This is a genomic window from Wolbachia endosymbiont of Tetranychus urticae, assembly GCF_046529255.1.
Taxonomy (GTDB): Bacteria; Pseudomonadota; Alphaproteobacteria; order Rickettsiales; family Anaplasmataceae; genus Wolbachia.
In genome coordinates this window covers 811,613-829,699 of the sequence record NZ_CP114181.1, presented here as the reverse complement: position 1 = coordinate 829,699, position 18,087 = coordinate 811,613, and the positions used below count along the sequence as shown (strand labels likewise).

Below are 18,087 nucleotides of genomic sequence, written 5' to 3'. Positions count from 1 at the left end.
TAATGGCATTAAGGTCAAAACTGTTAGACGAAAAAGTTGTAAATTTGGCGAAAGAAATGTTAAAAAAGGTCAGAAATAACGCATATGTTTCAAAAAAGTTACAAGCGGTGATAGCAGGAAAAGAAAGTAGTATAAGCGCTGTGGCAAGAATATGTAAAATTTCAAGGACTGCTTTGACTGAATGGATAAAGCATCTAAAATTTGGTAGAGTAGAAAAATTATTTTCCCCTTCTCAGCGGCGAAGAAAAAGCAAATTAAACAAAAATCAACGTGAGCAAATTGAAATATGGGTAGAAAGAAATCCAAATATTACTATTAAGGAAGTGCAAATAAAAATCTCAGAGGAATTTGGCCTAAACATTAGCAAATCAACAGTGCATCGTGAGATACAAAGGATGAAGTTTTCTTATATAACACCGAGGCCAATTCACCATAAACAAGATAAAAACAAGCAAGAAGAGTTTAAAAAATACTTCAATAAAATAGTCAATTCCCACCCTGAAAAGGAGGTATTTTTTTGATGAATCACGATTTGGAACTCATTCAAAAATCGGACACGGATGGTTTAAAAAAGGGGTCAGAACGCAGGTTAAATGAAAATTGGTAGACAAAATTTCTATATCTACAGTGCGGTAAATCCAAGAAGTGGTAAGAAAATTAGCCTACTTGCTCCATATGTAAACACTGATTGTATGAATATATTTCTGGAGCAGATGTCGAAAGATTTAGGCACGAAAAAAGCCTTTCTTGTAATGGATTGTGCAGGCTGGCATAGATCAAAAAGTTTGAAAATTCAGAAAAACATTACCATTATATACTTGCCTCCTTATTCACCAGAACTGAATCCTGTTGAGAGGTTGTGGCAATATATCAAACACAATACTTTACGCAACAGAGTCTACGATACCATAGGCTTACTTGAAGATGTTCTGTGTAGTTTTATTGTCAGTATTTCCAGTGCTACTATTAAACGAGTTTGTAATGTTTCTTATTTGTTCGATTAGTAATGGAATTTGGTATTAAATACTGGAAGTCCGACCTCTGATCCCATTACTTCTTTTTCCAATGCTGGAAGAAATTTCTCGGTGTAATAATTATAGTATTTTTGATATTTTTCTTGCTCTCTCAGTAATTTTTCTAATTGAATTAATACGTTAGGATCAGCTCCTTTGTTGAACAACCCTATGCATTTTGTGATAGTTCCATCTCCCTTTTTTAGATTTTCATGATTATATTTTTTTTGTGACCTTTTTGTGTATAATTTCGTACAACTCTTTCGTTTTTGATGCTGAATAATTCTCTGTTTTCTCCTTTCTCTTATCTGAGATTTGTGAACTTCTGATAGGATCGCTATTAGATGAGCAAGTATTGTTTCCTACTGCGCTATCAAATAGCACTCTTTCCTCATATGATTAATCAAGCATAACATTCCTCTCATACAAATAAAATGTATGAATACCTCTTTAGCGTTAATTTTACATTAAAACTGGGCAGTTATGCCTTATTACGTATAATTATAGCAATTTGCTAACTATTTTCTTTGCTGATTACTGATTTTACATTTCAACATAATTGCTTGCCTGTTGAACTAACATATCTATCACTTCTTTTACAGGCTTTTCTCTATCAACCATGCCAACACTTTGACCGGCCATTAAAGATCCTGTTTCAACATCTCCATCAATTACTGCCCTTCTTAAGGCTCCAGCCCAGAACTTTTCTATTTCAAGCTGCCCATTTTCTTTTGAGATTTCTCCATTTTGATATTTATCAATAATGTCTCTTTGATGCTCCATAAAATCGTCACTTGCTTTGTTAACTATAGCCCTTACTGGAATTACAGGGAAATCAGCACTAATCTGCACAGAAGATACAGCATTACGCGCAGCTGATTTGATGAATACTTCTTTAAAATTTTTGTGAGCGATTGACTCATTCGTGCAGACAAATAATGTACCTATTTGACAGCCACTTGCTCCCATTTCTAGGTAGCTCACTATCATTTCGCCTCTTCCTATTCCACCTGCAACAAACACCGGTGTTTTCTCATTTTTAAAATGAGGTAATATCTCTTGTGCGAGAACAGAAGTGCTAACAGGACCGATATGTCCTCCTGCTTCCATACCTTCTATTATTAACGCATCTACCCCCATGTTTACTAACCTTTTCGCGAGGCTTAATGCTGGTGCAAAACACATAACTTCAATGCCCGCACTCTTGATTTTTTCTATATTAGGCTTCGTTGGTAGTCCACCGGCAAGCACTATATGGCTTACTTTCGTTTCAATGCACACATCTATCAACCCACTCAACTTTGGGTGCATAGTAATTAGATTTACACCAAATGGTTTGTTAGTTAATTTCTGTGTCTCTATGATTTCTTTTTTCAGTAAGTCTGGAAACATTGCACCACATGCAATTACACCAAAACCACCGGCATTTGAGATTGCTGAAACTAAATTTCTCTCTGAAACCCAGCTCATAGCACCACCCATTATGGCAAATTCACTACCAAGAAAATTCGTTCCTTTTTTCCAGAGGCTATTTAACATACAACCTATATCATACGTTTAAAAATGTTTTGTTTATCTATAAATGTGTGTTTTAAAGCACCAATTATATGCAAGGCTATAAAGAGTATCATAAAATATGCAAGTATCGAGTGTAACTGATTAGCTGCACTAGCTAGATCTTCATTATGGTTAATTAATAAAGGGATGTGAAAAAAATATTTGATCTCTTTGCTAGAAGCAGAAGACATGACATAACCAGATAATGGCATTAGCACCATCAAAAAATACAAACCAAAGTGTATCGTTTTGCTCGCATTGATTACGAATCGAGAAAAATTGGCTGGTAATGGCGGAACATAAGTAAAGACGCGAAAAAATATACGTACTATAATTAATCCAAGAACGGTGATACCACAAGCCTTATGAATAGCGTATATGCTGAATTTAATTTCACTGCTAATCGGCAAACTTTTCATGTACAGCCCAGAACAAAGCATACCAATAATAAGAGCAGACATTAACCAATGAATGATCCTTAAACCTAAACTATATTTATTGTCTTTCATTAATTTTGATTACTCTAAAGTAGAATTTATATGGTAGAAAAACTATTTCTCAATCAAAATTATCTATACATAATTTCGCTGCCTTGATCAACATAAGTGCAATAATTGTATGTGACACATAAACATTGTCTATCAGATCATGAAGAAGTGGTGAAGTTTTTGAGAGTTTTTCTATTGTAACGATGAGTTATAGCTTGTACAAGAAGCCTATTGACTTTAAGCATATTTTACCCTATACAATTCCAATACCTTAAGCTACCAAGCATGCCTGATCTAAAGACAATGATGCTAAACTTTGGCCCTCAGCACCCAGCTGCACACGGGGTGTTACGTCTTGTTTTAGAGATGGATGGTGAAGTGATCGAGAGGGCAGATCCCCACATTGGACTTTTGCATCGCGGCACTGAGAAGTTAATAGAACATAAAACGTATCTTCAAGCTCTGCCTTATTTTGACCGCCTTGATTATGTGTCGCCAATGTCACAAGAGCATGCATATTCGTTATGTGTAGAGAAATTATTGCAGTGCGAAGTTCCGATTAGGGCAAAATATTTGCGTGTTCTATTTTGTGAGCTGACAAGAATACTAAATCATTTACTAAATATCTCTTCCCAAGCGCTTGATGTTGGGGCGATGACTCCTCTTTTATGGCTCTTTGAAGAGAGAGAAAAAATACTCGAGTTCTATGAAAGGGCCTCAGGTGCAAGATTTCACGCAGCTTATATAAGGCCAGGTGGACTTGCAGCAGATATCCCAGAAGGTTTGATTGAGGATATTGCAAAATTTATAGCGCAATTTCCAAAGCATATAGATGATGTTGATGAACTTTTAACGGAAAATGGGATATGGAAGCAACGCACTGTAGGAATTAGTGAAATATCAATAAAACAGGCGCTTGATTGGGGCTTTAGTGGACCAATGCTCCGTGCTGCTGGACTTGCTTGGGACTTGCGAAAAAGCCAGCCATATGAGATATATGATCAGTTAGATTTTGATATACCTATCGGCCAAAATGGTGACTGTTATGATCGTTATTTAGTAAGAATGGCAGAGATTAGGCAGTCTGTTAGCTTGGTGAAACAATGCATAGAGAAAATGCCTGAAGGGCCAATAAAAACTGAAGATAGAAAGATCTCTCCACCGCCAAGAGCAGAAATGAAAGAATCTATGGAGGCTATGATTCATCATTTTAAGCTTTATTCAGAAGGATATCATGTGCCAGAAGGTGAGGCATATGTGGCTGTTGAAGCGCCAAAAGGTGAGTTTGGAGTATATATAGTTTCAGATGGTACGAATAGACCTTATAGATGTCGAATAAGAGCACCTGGCTTTGCGCATTTACAGGCCTTAGATTTCATGGCAAAAGGACACATGCTTGCTGACATTGCAGCAATTATCGGTTCACTCGACATAGTCTTTGGTGAGATTGATAGGTAATTATTTTAAAATAGTAACTTAACTAATGGTTAAGACATCTTCTATCATAAATTGTATAAATTCATTGCCATTCCAGTAATTCATAGAGATTTTACCCAAAATGGCTTTAACATTACCCCGCATAATAGCAGAGCCAAGCTCAGTATTTGCACAGCGAAACGCAATAGCTTTGACCATAACATTATCGTCAGCAATAAAACATTTTATATGGTCAACTCCTATAACTTCCGGCTTTCTTATCTTTGCCCCTTGAATGATGAATCTCGGTTCAGGATTGCCAACACCAAATGGCTCTAAGCGTTGCAATTGATTCCACAAGGATAAGTTTATTGCTTTAGCTGTTACTATGCCATCGGCTTTTATGATTTTGTCATTTGTAGAGTTTGCAAATCTTTCAGTAAAAAAATCATATAGATCACTTATTTTACCTTCCTCAATCGAAAATCCTGCTGCCATACTGTGACCACCACCTTCAATGATTAGGTTGGTAAATTTTGCAGAAAGAACCGCAGCGCCAATATCTATCCCAGAAATTGACCTGCAGCTTGCTTTTCCTATTCCATTGTTTAAAGATATCACTATCGTTGGTAAGTGAAACTGCTCTTTTAGTCTTGATGCAATGATACCAATTATTCCCTGGTGCCAATTACCACTTACCATTATAAAATTTACACCTAAGTGGGCAAAATTTTCCGCTTGTGTTGTAGCTTCCAAAATAGCCTCATTTTCTAGCATTTTTCTTGCATTATTCAAATCTATTAGTTTTAGCGCGATTGAATGTGCATCATCATCATCATCGGTGGAAAGCAACCTTGCACCGAGCGATGCTTCTCCAATTCTTCCTCCGGCATTTATACATGGCCCAATACTAAACCCTAATCGTGAAACACTTGGTTTTTCAAGGATTCCCAAAGCGTCAAACAAAACACGTAAGCCAACATTTTTTCTTGCTGACATAACTTTTAATCCTTGTAAAACAAAAGCCCTATTTAGGCCTGTAATCTGCATAACATCGCAAACAGTTCCAAGAGCAACCAAATCCAGTAGATTAAATAAATCTGGTTCTTTTTTGTTGGTAAAAAATCCTTGCTCACGTAGGCTTCTGTTAAGAGCAACAATTAGCAGAAATGACACTCCAACTGCTGCTAAGTTATTATAAGGAGAGCTCTCATCAAGGCGGTTGGGATTAACAACTGCTACAGCACTTGGTAATTTTTCTGTACCAAGATGATGATCGACAACTATAATATCAAGTCCAAAAACCCTTGCCTCTTCTATTGGTTGATATGCAAGCGTACCGCAATCAACAGAAATACATAAATCAATACCATTCTTTTTAAGTTGTAATAAAGCATCTGTGTTCAATCCATAGCCCTCATCAACACGATCTGGAATATAGATTATAGAGTGTGTCCCAATCACTCTTAGGTACCTATTAATCAATGCTGATGACGTTGCACCATCAACATCGTAATCACCAAATATTGCAATATTCTCATTATTGTTTATTGCTTTTATTATGTGAGAAACAGCTTTATCCATATCAAGGAGGTGAAAGGGATCTGGTAATAGCGATCTGATTAGTGGGTGTAAGAAATCATGTGCATTTTCTATGTTAACACCACGAGCAACTAATATTCTTGCTAATATTTCTGGCAACTCAAATCTCTGTATAAGAGTAAAAATCTCCCTTTGATCTGCTTCTTGTAACTTCCACAGTGCATTTGTTATGCTGCGTTTTTCAATATCAAGTAGCATATTTTTTGTAAATAAAACTACTTTACCAGAACTTTTACGTTTGTTCTATAATTGTGTTAGACTTCTGTATAACCTAAAGAAAGATATAGGAGAGTGTCACTCGAAAGGAATCACATTTATTTTGACAAAGAGCATCTGTAAAATCTGATACTTCTTCTTGCATAACATGCTCTTTAATTAGCATTATGCCTATATTACTATGTAAGTGTGAACATTATATTAGTGTAATTACTTTTTGGTATATATGACAAATTTATGCCTGGAAACAGTTTTTGGTTACTTAAGCCTTTTCTACCTTTATTTCATATTCTTTAAAGTATTTTTTGCACTTTCTTTATAAAAACCATAGGTACCAATCGCTTTTTAGCTTAAGAATAAAGGTTAAGTATCTGGAATTATGGACATAAAACCCTCCTGAAAGATTAGAAAGAAAATGTAGCGCACATACTACAGTATACACCGAAGAGGATACGCTACACTTTTTATTGAGAAATTGACTGAAAAGTCTGCAGACTGAGATAGATTTTTGAGCTCTTAAAATACCCTTACTGTCAGAGTAAGGAAAGCGAGAAGGTTTGTCAAGCAATCTTTATTGGCTGTTGTACTAGAATTCAGTTTTTCGTATAATTTGCTAGAATTTGTGTGAAGAATTTTAAATATGAAAGGCCTATATATTAAAACTTACGGCTGTCAGATGAACGTTTATGACTCCATTTTAATAGAGAATATAGTTAAGCCTTTAGGGTTCAACGTTGTTAGTGATGCAGAACAAGCTGATTTGGTGATATTAAATACTTGTCATATTAGAGAAAAGGCAGCAGAAAAGCTTTACTCAGAGCTTGGAAGAATCCATTCATCACAAAAAAATAAGGAAATGACCATAGTGGTGGCTGGATGTGTAGCGCAAGCAGAGGGAGAAGAAGTGTTCAGAAGGGCTCCTTTTGTTGATATTGTTGTTGGTCCACAGAGTATCGCTGTTTTACCGGAGCTGATAGTCAAAGCAAGCAGAAGTAAAGGTCATGTAATAAATACTGATTTTCCAGAAGTTGCGAAGTTTGATAAATTGCCAGATGAATGCTATGGCAATAGCCAGGGGTCTTCTGCGTTTCTTGCCATACAAGAAGGTTGTGATAAATTTTGTACGTTTTGTGTGGTGCCTTACACTCGCGGGGCTGAGTATTCACGACCAGTAAATGAAATATTCCGTGAAACATTGAAGTTAGTTGCAAATGGGGCAAGGGAAATCAATTTGCTCGGTCAAAATGTTAATGCTTATCATGGAGAGTGCGAAGGAGAGGTGTGGGATTTAGGAAAATTAATTAGTCACATTGCTAAAATTGAAAAGCTAGAAAGAATCCGCTACACAACTTCTCATCCAAGAGATATGCACGAATCTCTCTACTTGGTACATGCGGAGGAATCAAAACTCATGCCGTTTGTTCACCTACCTGTGCAGTCAGGTTCGAATAAAATATTGCATGCAATGAACAGGAAACACACTGCAGAGGAGTATTTGGAAATAATAGACAGATTGCGCAAATTGAAACCTGAAATCGAATTTTCTTCTGATTTTATTGTTGGGTTTCCTGGAGAAACTGAAAAAGATTTTGAAGAAACTGTGAAGTTAGTAGAAAAAGTAAAGTACGCTCAGGCTTATAGTTTTAAATATAGCCCAAGGCCAGGAACGCCAGGGGCGGAAAGAAAAGATCAAGTACCAGAAGAGGTTAAAACAGAGCGTCTTCTTCGTTTACAGGAATTAATTAGCAAGCAACAACTTGAATTTAATCAGAGTATGATAGGAAAAACTATTCCTGTTCTATTCAGTGATAAAAAAGGTAAACACCAAAATCAAATTATTGGTAAAAGCCCATACATGCAATCAGTATGCGTTGATGATCCTGACGACAAATACAAAGATAAAATAGTAAATGTAAGGATATTGGAAGCTAGGCAAAATAGTTTGTTGGGATGCGCTGCCTAATTAGAGAAAAGTGTTCCCATGGTCTCATGTAGAAGCACTTTGTGTGTTTTATAAGTTTATAAGCTATCTAGATTTAATCCTTAAAACGCTAATTCTGGATTAAAAAGAGAATAGAAAAGTCAGGAGAGTAGGGTAAACTCAACAAATAGAAAAAAATAGATGAGGTTACCCATGGAAGATATAACAAAACTGTTTTGTCTGGTCGATGATTTTTGCAGAGATATAGAGAAAAATTTTGCAGATAAACTACTGCCAAACGGTAAAAACCCACAAGAGTGCCAGAAATTACACATTCGGAAATTATCACAATAATCCTCCTGTATCAGCAATCTCCCTGTGAAAATTTTAAGGCTTTCTACCTGCATTACCTAACATTGCTCTACAAATCAGAGTTTTCGAAGTTGCCTTCATACACTAGGTTTGTTGCTCTAAAGCCCAGGGTTTTGTGGCATTTAGCCATGCTATTACAGTGCCTTTGCGGATGGTCAGAACTTACTGGAATCTCATACATAGATACAACTCCTATTGCAGTTTGCCATGCAAAAAGAATATCAAGAAATAAGGTTTTTGCTGGAATTGCAAAATTAAGCAAGAGTACATATGGCTGGTTTTTCGGCTTTAAACTACATTTGATAATTAACGAGAAAGGTGAAATTCAAGCTTTTACGCTTACAAGAGGTAATGTTGACGATAGAGAGCCTGTAGCAAACCTAACTAAGAAATTAACCGGTCTTTTGTTTGGTGATAAAGGCTATATTAAAAAAGAGCTTTTCCAAGAGTTGTTTAACCGCGGTTTGAAACTTGTTACCAAGGTGAAAAAGGGGATGAAAAACGCATTAATTTCACTACATGAAAAGATTTTGCTGAGAAAAAGGTCGATCATTGAGACGATTTTTGGCTACCTCAAAAATAGACTTGAAATTGAACATACTCGCCATAGATCTCCCGTTAATTTCTTGGTTCACATCTTTTCTACTCTCATTTCCTATTCCTTGAAATCCAAAAAGCCTTCCATTTCCTATACTTTCTTCCTTCCTTAATCCAGAATTAGCGTTTAAAGGACTACAGCTCTCTGTTACATAATCATATGAGACTTGATATAATAGATTTGCGGGATTTTTTTTTCTTTTCCCACTGATAGTGTACCTTTTTAATCTTTCCAGAATTATTATATTCATAGGAAACTGATTCCCAAACAAAGCTGCTTTTACTATTATTTTTGTTAGCATCATGAAATTTCTGATAAGGCCAACTTCTATTGTCTTTATCCATCTTCAACCTCAATAAATAAGTCTAATGAATTAATATGTTGTATAATGATGTCAATACCTATCTATGTTTATAGAAACAGAGTTTTTGAATTTGTAATTTTCCAGAAAGCTCTATATTCTTTGATTTTATCCAGTTAAAATGAATATGAAGTATTATCCTGATACAAGCAGCAGTCCTGATTTTTCATTGCTAGAAAAGCAAATCATAGAATTTTGGCAGGAAAATAAAATTTTTGAGCAGTCAGTCGAGAAACGTTCCAAGGGTCATTGTTTTGTATTTTATGATGGGCCTCCGTTTGCAAATGGACTTCCGCATTACGGACACTTGCTTACTGGTTTTATAAAAGATGCATTTGCAAGATATCAAACTATGCTGCAAAAAAGGGTTGAACGTAGATTTGGTTGGGATTGCCATGGCTTACCAGCTGAGATGGGTGCAGAAAAGGAACTTGGAATATCTGGTAGAACTGAGATAGAGAAGTTTGGCATTGAAAAATTCAATAATCATTGCCGTACTTCTATGATGAAATTTTCATCAGAATGGGAGAAGTATGTAAATAGACAAGCAAGATGGGTAGATTTTCACAATGACTATAAGACTATGGATAAGTCATTCATGGAGTCGGTCATGTGGGCATTTAAGCAGCTTTATAATAAAGGTTTGGTGTATGAATCAGTGCGCGTTGTTCCATATAGTTGGGCGTGCGAAACTCCACTCTCCAATTTTGAAACGAGGCTTGATAACGCATATAGAGAAAAGACTAGTAAAGCTGTAACTGTTGCGTTTGAACTTTTAGAAAATCCAAAACAATTTAAACAAAAATGTAAATTACTTGCTTGGACTACAACCCCTTGGACATTGCCGAGTAACCTCGCACTGGCAATAGGGAAAGATATTGAGTATTGTGCAATGTTAGTAAGTGGTGAAATTTACATCTTTGCTGAAAATTATCTAGAAAAATTTATTGATCATTGTACAAAGAGCAATATTCAATATGAAAGCTGTAATACAAAACTTAAAGCGAGTGATCTTGCAGGTCTTTCCTATAAACCACTGTTTGATTACTTTAAAGGTACAAAAAATGCGTTCCGTGTTTTCATTGCCGATTATGTTACAGCAGAAGATGGTACCGGTGTTGTGCACACTGCTCCTGGATTTGGTGAGGAAGATTTTTACCTTTGCCAAAGCCATGATATTAGAGCTGTTTGTCCAATTGATACCGGTGGAAGATTTACTGCTGAAGTTTCTGATTTAGCCGGAGTTCATGTTTTTGATGCCAATGATACAGTAATAAAGAAATTAAAAGAGCATGGAAGTTGGTTTAAAACTGAGCAATATATTCACAATTATCCACATTGCTGGAGAACTGATACTCCTTTAATCTACCGCACTATGCCTTCTTGGTATGTTGCTGTGACAAAGTTTAAGGAGAGAATGACAGAGCTGAATAAGAGAGTTAATTGGATGCCGAATCATATTAGAGATGGTCAATTTGGAAAATGGCTTGAAGGAGCACATGATTGGTCTATTTCACGCAATCGATTCTGGGGTACGCCGATTCCTGTATGGAAATCAGATGATGCAAGATATCCAAGAATAGATGTGTATGGTTCGATAGCAGAACTAGAGCGAGATTTTAATGTTAAAATAGATGATTTGCACAGACCGTTTATCGATGCTTTAACAAGACCAAATCCTGATGATCCAATAGGAAAATCAGTGATGCGTCGTGTACCTGATGTGTTTGACTGTTGGTTTGAGTCTGGCTCAATGCCATTTGCACAAGTTCACTATCCGTTTAAAAACAAAGAGTGGTTTGAAAATAATTTTCCTGCAGATTTTATCACCGAGTATATAGCACAAACAAGAGGATGGTTTTATACTCTTTTTGTGCTTTCTACTGCTTTATTTGACAGTGAGCCATTTAAGAATTGCATATGTCACGGCGTAGTTCTCGATGTAAAAGGGCAAAAATTATCCAAGCGTTTAAATAATTATGCAGATCCAATGGAGGTTTTTGATAAATACGGTTCTGATGCGCTACGTTTTCTTATGCTGTCTGGGTCTATTGTCTGCGGTGGTAATTTGCTACTCGACAAAGAAGGAAATTCGATACGAGATATTCTGAAGGACGTAATAAAACCTATTTGGAATAGTTATCACTTTTTTACCATGTATGCAAATGCAGATGGAATTAGAGCTGAGGTTTGTAAAGATTATCAGAGTACCATTGATCGCTACATGATTTCCAAATGTTTTGAAGCTGTGGAAAGTATACAAACTTCTATGAACAACTATAATTCCCAAGAGGCTTGTAAAACCCTGATGAATTTCTTTGAAGTGTTAAATAATTGGTATATTCGTCGTAGTCGTGAGCGTTTTTGGAAAAATGATTTAGATCAAGACAAAACTGATGCTTATAATGTTCTATACACGGTTTTTTATTACATACTACGGGCTGCAGCTCCTTTGTTGCCACTGATAACAGAGACTATATGGCAAGGGCTGAAGTATAAAGAAACGTCTGTTCATTTGGCTGATTTTCCACAATTAGAGAAGTTTGGTAGTCAGCTCATTGTCAAGATGGATTTAGTAAGAGAAATATGTAATGCTGCGCTCTCTATCAGAAATACGTTTAATATACGTATCAGACAGCCACTCAGTAGTATTATCATTTATCATAAGTCTTCCTGCGATTTTCTTGAGGATAAATATCAGGAAATGATAAGAGATGAAGTGAATGTAAAAGAACTAGCAATAGTGAGTAAGTTGAAAGAAGTTGCGTCACTAGAGCTAAAGCTAAATTTTCCGCTACTTGGTAAGAAGATTGCAGATAAAATCAAGAAACTAGTTCAATATGTCAAAGAAGAAAAGTGGAGGCAAATTGAGAACGAGCAAATATTTTTGGGGGATGAAACAGAGAACTATACTATAGAAAAAGGTGAGTATGAACTATTGTTAAAAGCAAATAGTGAATATTCTTCTGTATTTGATAATAATAAAGGGATTGTTATACTGAGTACTGAGCTCAACGACGAACTAATTCTAGAAGGACTCGCGAGAGATGTTGTGAGGCTTATTCAAGAAACTAGAAAACAAGCTGATTTCCATATATCAGATAGAATTATAGTAATAATAAAAACAGAAGATGAGAAATTTAAGAAAGCAATAAATACATGGATTGAATATATAAAAGAACAAACTCTTGCCTTATCTTTGGACATTAATACAGAGATCGAAGCCGATTTCTATTCTAAAGAATATCAAGGTTTGATAGTTGGTATTAAGTTAATAAAATTGCAAAGTTACTAATGTTTATGATATACTGAGACTGCTTTAGGTAGGTTTGTAGTATGAATCAGATTGTTGAAGATGATTGTAAAGAAATTGTTGATTTAAATAACAATAATGATGATTTAGATAAAATACAATCTATTTCCAATGTTGCTTTGGAAGAGGAAGAAGAGTTTTTTGATGCTATGGAAGATGTTTCTAATGTAGAAGAAGGGAATGATTTAGGTGTTGTTACTTCAGAAGAGAGAGAATTTATTTCTGATTTAGAGGAAGTGGAAGAATTCTTTGATAGCAAGGCTGCTGCTTTTGATATTCCACTCAGTATATTTCATTATAAAGATTACAACTCTGACTTTTTTACTTCCTGGTATAATATATCAAGCGAAATATTTAGGGAAATAAATAGAGCTTGCCCAGAAAAGAAAGTGTTAAATTTAGCTCTATCAGTTTTAGTACTTCCTTATATTGTTTTTACTGCAATGGGGTTAGTCATATATAGTAGATTTAAAGCAGACAGCAAGACACAAGCTGATGTAGGTGAAGATAAGACAAAAAAGGGTGAAACAAGTGTGCCAAAAAGATTGGCATATGGCGCTCTTGCTGCAATGGCAATTTTTGTTAATGTGACTGTGCTTTTAGCTTTGATTGTTCCTGCAACAGTTGCTTTGGCTACTTTTTATCTTTTAGATAGAGATTTATCTCACTCTTTAGTTACTGCTCTTAAAATAAGTATGGGACGGTATTCTAATAAGCATCAAAATATTGAGGTATCTTTTCATGAGAAGGGAAATCCTGGACCAAATATTGCGTGGGATATGGAAATAAAATTTCCACCACAATTTAAACGATTACTTAGAGACTTATGTGAGAATGAAAATAATCAGTGGTTTAGTGTAACGAGGGATTCGAAGCATAACATTGTACTGAAATTGTCAACTAACATCAATTTAAAAAATGGTCTTAAGCCATTGCGTAATGAAATCAAGGATATACTTGCAACTTCCATTCAAGGATGCGCAAGAACTATGGAAGAGCTGGTGAAGCTAGAAAAGAAAGAGATTACATATGATAAGCTGAAGGAATTGTTAAGCGAGTTCAGGTTGAAAGTGGTGAGTAGTATAGATTTTAAGCTGACAACTCACTTAATAGAAAATGCTTATCAAGTTGCCTTTATACAAGCAATTAAGTTTCAGCAAAATAGACGGGGAGAAGATTTTTCACTGGAGGATGAGCTAAAAAATACTTTAGTGAGGCAGGAATTAGAGAGTCAAGGTAAGGAATTATCAGATGAGAAAGAAGTGATAATAAGAGATCTGAAAGAAGTAGGAGCAAGAGTACCTGGTATATTGGACGATAGTGAGCTTCCTGTATTTAAAGCAGAATGGGAACGACTTAAAGAAGAAGGGAAAATAGCTGAGAGGGCAATTATTGATGTTTATGAGGATATATATCCTCAAGAAACGAAGAAAGCTCTAGATAACACTAAAAGAGAGATTGAGTGTTTAAAAAAAGAAGGACAGGAAAGATATATTAGGATCCATAAAAAATTGAAAGCAATATATGATGAAGGAAAAAATAACTTGACAGACGATGATTTAAAAAGGAAATTAGAAGGTCTTTTTAAGTTCGAGTATGGTGATCAAAAAGTTGAGCGAAGGCTAATAAAATCAGTAATGAAAAAAGCAAAGGGTGAGTTAGATCGATTAGTCATGCTCAGCTTAATAGATCAGTTTCAAAGTTTAGAAAAGAAGATAAAACATCATTCTAGCAAGAAAAGTTTAAAAGAAGCTTTAGATGAAGTGAATGATTTTATAGCAAAGATGTATTTAGAAATAACGAAACGTAAAACGCAAGATTTGTTTAAAAGTCAAGCAAAGGGTATAGAGAATTCATGTAAGCTGTTAGAGGAAAAGGAGCCGGATTTAGTACAGAGGATTAATGTGCATCGAGTGAAAATTGCAGAATGCTTAGATCAACCTATATCGTTAAGAGAAGTAATAGAAGAAAGTGAGGATTTAAATAAGTACTTAGAAGATGAGCGAAAGAGAAAAGGAGAAGAGCATCCAAGTACAAAATTAATAGAGAAGCACTTGCAAAATAACCAAGAAATTCTAAAAGCATTAAAACAGTTAGAATTAGAAAAAGAAGGATTGTTGATAAATAAAAAAACAAAAAATGATTATAGAGAAGAACTAGAATCTCGTGAAAAAATAAAATTTGCAATAATAGAAGATGATTTATTGAAAGCATTCAAGCATGAAACTTTTGATGAAGAAGAAATTAAGAAGTTATTAGAGGAAGCGGAACTTGAGTACTACTTGGCAGAAAAGTGCATAAAAACTCCTATTATTAAAATAAAAAATAATATCAAACACTTTTGTCAAGATTTATTGTCTTCTCTAGTAGAGAGATTAGCAAATCTTATAATAAATAATGTACCAAAAGATAATGAGAGTGGTTTGTGGAGGATTTGGAACTCTCTCAAAGTTGGTTTTAATTATAATGTGATTGGATGGTCAGCTACTGTAAACAAAGATAATAGCACAGAAGGGAAAGCATTGAGTGTGGCACATGATACTCATAAGGAAGTAGAGACATTTCTTCAATGTCTCAAGTCAAGTTATGAAGAATTTGGAGCTTTGTTGGGCAATTTATTTTCTGATGATGGAGAAACATTTAAAAATGATGTATGGCCTAAAGTAGAAGAGCATTTGCATGGAATGTGGGATAGGTTTTTCAAGGATATTGAATTCAAGATAGGGAATAAATTGGATGAAGTAACCGTGACACAGCAAAATCAGGAAACGGCGATTACGTCTTAATGATGAGCTCTCAAGGTTCCTTCAGTATTTTCACACACTAAGTTGACTATCATATTTGATTCTTTTTGGATTTCCTCTTCAGTTAAAGTGTGAGTTGGAGAGCAGAAAGTAACTGAAAATGCTATAGACATCTTATTCGATTCTATATTGTTTCCATGATATACATCAAATATCAAAACTTCTGTGATGAGCTCTGAGCTTTTTTTCACCATATTGATTATACTGCCTGCTGCTACATCTTTATTTACAATAAATGCAAAGTCGCGTTTTACACTTTGATATTTATAATCGATAAATTTTTTTCTACTTATAGGTAAATTTTCGATATTTTCTAATATCAACTCAAAGCCTACAATTTTTTGTTTGATGTTAAAAAAATCCAATATACTCGGATGCAATTCTCCAAAATAACCAACTATTTTACTTCTAAAAGATAAGGAGCCTGATTTTCCTGGGTGATAATATTCTTTTTCTGCTCTCTCTATTGCTAAATTATCACAATTGACATTAAAAAGTTCCAAAGCTGTTATGAGGTCAGCCTTTGCGTCAAAAATATCTATTTTTCTATCAGTGTTATAGTGGTTTTTCGGCGAATTATTTCCTGATCTAATTCCACTTAAAACGTACTTAGACTGAGCCTCACCATTATAAATTGGTCCAATTTCAAAAATTGCGAGATCAGATATCCCATGAGCAATATTATCTGCAGTGACTTGCAACAAATTTGGTATGACACTTGGCCTCATTATATTGAAGTTATTATTAAATGGATTATCGATAATGAATAACTTATTCAAGTAACCAAACTTTTCAGCTATTGATTCACTCATAAAAGACCAAGTTATCACTTCATGAAATCCTCTGCTTGTCATTAAAATGCGCAAATCATCTTGTGTCTCTTCTTCTACTGTAACGTCTTCTGCTAGTTGCTCTTCCTTTATTTTATCATAGCCGTATATTCTTACTGCCTCTTCAACTAGGTCAGTAGGTATTTTTATGTCTGGTCTCCAGCTTGGTACTTGTATATTCCAATTACCTTCGGTTTTTTTATCGATACTAAACCCTAGCTTTGTTAAAATATCGAACAGCTCATTAGGTGATGCAGATACACTTCCAAGTTTGTTTGCATCTTGATAATCAAAATTTATCTTGGTATCAGCCTTATTCAAATTGCCAGCAGACACTATGCTTGACACTTCTCCGCCACATAAATCCAAAATCATTTTGGCTGCAAGATTGAGTCCATCAAGGGTAAATTCAGGGTCAATTGAACGTGCAAATCTGTAACTTGAGTCTGTGGAGATGCCTAGCTGCCTTGAAGATTTAGTGATGGAGATGGGGTCAAACCAAGCAGACTCTAAAAAGATATCAGTAGTTTTAAGTGTACATTCGCTATACTTGCTGCCCATAATTCCAGCAATTCCATGAACATTTTTATCATCAGAAATAACTCTTATTTCTTTATTTAATGAATATTCTTTACCATTTAAACCAATAAATTTTTCTCCATCATTTGCTTTGCATACTATGAGCTCACCTTCTATTTTCTTTGCATCATATGCGTGCATTGGGCGGCCAAAAGATATCATGATGTAATTAGTAATATCAACTATTGCAGAAATGGAGCGCATTCCTATCGATTCCAATTTATCTTTTAACCATTTTGGGCTTTCTTTATTTTTTACATTGGTGATGTATATTCCACTAATAAAGCTCTCCCCGTCAGTAACTTTGACGTTTACTGGTGAATTTATAGAGCAGGCAAGTTGTGGAATGTTTGAAGCCTTTAGCGTTCCAATTCCAGTTGCTGCTAAATCTCGAGCTATTCCATATACGCCTAAGCAATCTCCACGGTTTGGAGTGATGTTTATGTCAATTACAGGATCGCAATTGAAAAATTTATCTCCTGTTTTATAATCATCAGAAAGCTCGATTATTCCTTCACTTTCATCTTGAGTCAGCGAAAGCTCAGAGGCAGAGCAGAGCATCCCTTCACTTAGCACTCCTCTTATTTTTGTAGGCTTAATTGTAAAGTTGCTTTCTGGCAATGTGCTACCAAGAGATGCAAGTACAGTCTTCATGCCTTCTTTAACATTTTTTGCTCCGCAGACTATCTGCAGAACTTTACTTCCATCATTTACTTTACATAATTTTAATTTATCAGCATTTGGATGAGGTGCGACTTCTAATACTTCTGCAACAACAAACCCGGCCAATCTGGAATTGTCGATCACATTCTCTACTTCCAACCCTATGTGAGTTAATTTATCAGTAATTTCCTCTAAACTAGAATTGGTTTCTAAGTACTCTAATAACCAAGATAATGTGAATTTCATCTATCTAACAAGAAACAAAAATTCATTGTAATGTAAAGTGTGATGTTTTTAAAGTTTGTTGTAATAAGTGGCTTCTATATTGCAAGAAACAACAGAAAAGCCTACTCT

11 protein-coding genes and 2 pseudogenes are annotated in these 18,087 nt (G+C 35.1%); 6 read left to right on the top strand and 7 right to left on the bottom strand.

Annotated elements, in window-relative coordinates; genetic code table 11:
• Positions 1–2: 2 nt before the first annotated feature.
• Positions 3–1,004 (top strand): annotated as a pseudogene (locus O1Q06_RS04425) (IS630-like element ISWpi10 family transposase).
• On the opposite strand, the gene O1Q06_RS04420 reads toward O1Q06_RS04425, so the two are convergent.
• The 4 genes from O1Q06_RS04420 to O1Q06_RS04405 form a co-directional block, all read right to left on the bottom strand.
• Positions 1,001–1,180, bottom strand: coding sequence for a hypothetical protein (locus tag O1Q06_RS04420; protein ID WP_410542202.1), 180 nt, complete (start codon positions 1,178–1,180; stop codon positions 1,001–1,003). The pseudogene O1Q06_RS04425 and the gene O1Q06_RS04420 overlap by 4 nt on opposite strands.
• 49 nt (positions 1,181–1,229) lie before the next feature.
• Positions 1,230–1,397: a hypothetical protein gene (locus O1Q06_RS04415; protein ID WP_410542201.1), complete on the bottom strand. Its 168-nt coding sequence runs from the start codon at positions 1,395–1,397 to the stop codon at positions 1,230–1,232.
• A gap of 159 nt (positions 1,398–1,556) precedes the next feature.
• A complete protein-coding gene (locus tag O1Q06_RS04410) occupies positions 1,557–2,552 on the bottom strand; it encodes an NAD(P)H-dependent flavin oxidoreductase (protein ID WP_410543112.1) in 996 nt (331 codons plus the stop codon).
• A 5-nt stretch (positions 2,553–2,557) separates the two neighbouring features.
• The gene (locus O1Q06_RS04405; protein WP_410543111.1) at positions 2,558–3,079 is read right to left on the bottom strand and encodes a cytochrome b; all 522 of its coding nucleotides are present in this window, start codon (positions 3,077–3,079) and stop codon (positions 2,558–2,560) included.
• Positions 3,080–3,343: 264 nt separating this feature from the next.
• Between O1Q06_RS04405 and O1Q06_RS04400 the strand changes: the two genes are divergently transcribed.
• Complete coding sequence (locus O1Q06_RS04400) at positions 3,344–4,516, top strand: NADH-quinone oxidoreductase subunit D (RefSeq protein WP_410543110.1); 1,173 nt, start codon at positions 3,344–3,346, stop codon at positions 4,514–4,516.
• A gap of 18 nt (positions 4,517–4,534) precedes the next feature.
• Here O1Q06_RS04400 and recJ read toward each other — a convergent pair whose 3' ends face one another.
• The gene (recJ, locus tag O1Q06_RS04395; RefSeq protein WP_410543109.1) at positions 4,535–6,274 is read right to left on the bottom strand and encodes a single-stranded-DNA-specific exonuclease RecJ; all 1,740 of its coding nucleotides are present in this window, start codon (positions 6,272–6,274) and stop codon (positions 4,535–4,537) included.
• Positions 6,275–6,932: 658 nt separating this feature from the next.
• On the opposite strand from recJ, the gene miaB reads away from it, so the two are divergent.
• Together miaB and O1Q06_RS04385 are read left to right on the top strand one after the other, a co-directional pair.
• Positions 6,933–8,255: a tRNA (N6-isopentenyl adenosine(37)-C2)-methylthiotransferase MiaB gene (gene miaB / locus O1Q06_RS04390; RefSeq protein ID WP_410543108.1), complete on the top strand. Its 1,323-nt coding sequence runs from the start codon at positions 6,933–6,935 to the stop codon at positions 8,253–8,255.
• A 171-nt stretch (positions 8,256–8,426) separates the two neighbouring features.
• Positions 8,427–9,295: pseudogene (locus tag O1Q06_RS04385) on the top strand (IS982 family transposase).
• A 43-nt stretch (positions 9,296–9,338) separates the two neighbouring features.
• Here the strand turns inward: O1Q06_RS04385 and O1Q06_RS04380 are convergent.
• A complete protein-coding gene (locus O1Q06_RS04380) occupies positions 9,339–9,527 on the bottom strand; it encodes a hypothetical protein (RefSeq protein ID WP_410543107.1) in 189 nt (62 codons plus the stop codon).
• 138 nt (positions 9,528–9,665) lie between these two features.
• Here O1Q06_RS04380 and ileS point away from each other — a divergent pair, with 138 nt between their 5' ends.
• Complete coding sequence (gene ileS / locus O1Q06_RS04375; protein WP_410543106.1) at positions 9,666–12,839, top strand: isoleucine--tRNA ligase; 3,174 nt, start codon at positions 9,666–9,668, stop codon at positions 12,837–12,839.
• A 41-nt stretch (positions 12,840–12,880) separates the two neighbouring features.
• Positions 12,881–15,643: a hypothetical protein gene (locus O1Q06_RS04370; protein WP_410543105.1), complete on the top strand. Its 2,763-nt coding sequence runs from the start codon at positions 12,881–12,883 to the stop codon at positions 15,641–15,643.
• Here the strand turns inward: O1Q06_RS04370 and pheT are convergent.
• The gene (gene pheT / locus O1Q06_RS04365) at positions 15,640–17,979 is read right to left on the bottom strand and encodes a phenylalanine--tRNA ligase subunit beta (protein ID WP_410543104.1); all 2,340 of its coding nucleotides are present in this window, start codon (positions 17,977–17,979) and stop codon (positions 15,640–15,642) included. The genes O1Q06_RS04370 and pheT overlap by 4 nt on opposite strands.
• Positions 17,980–18,087 lie beyond the last annotated feature (108 nt).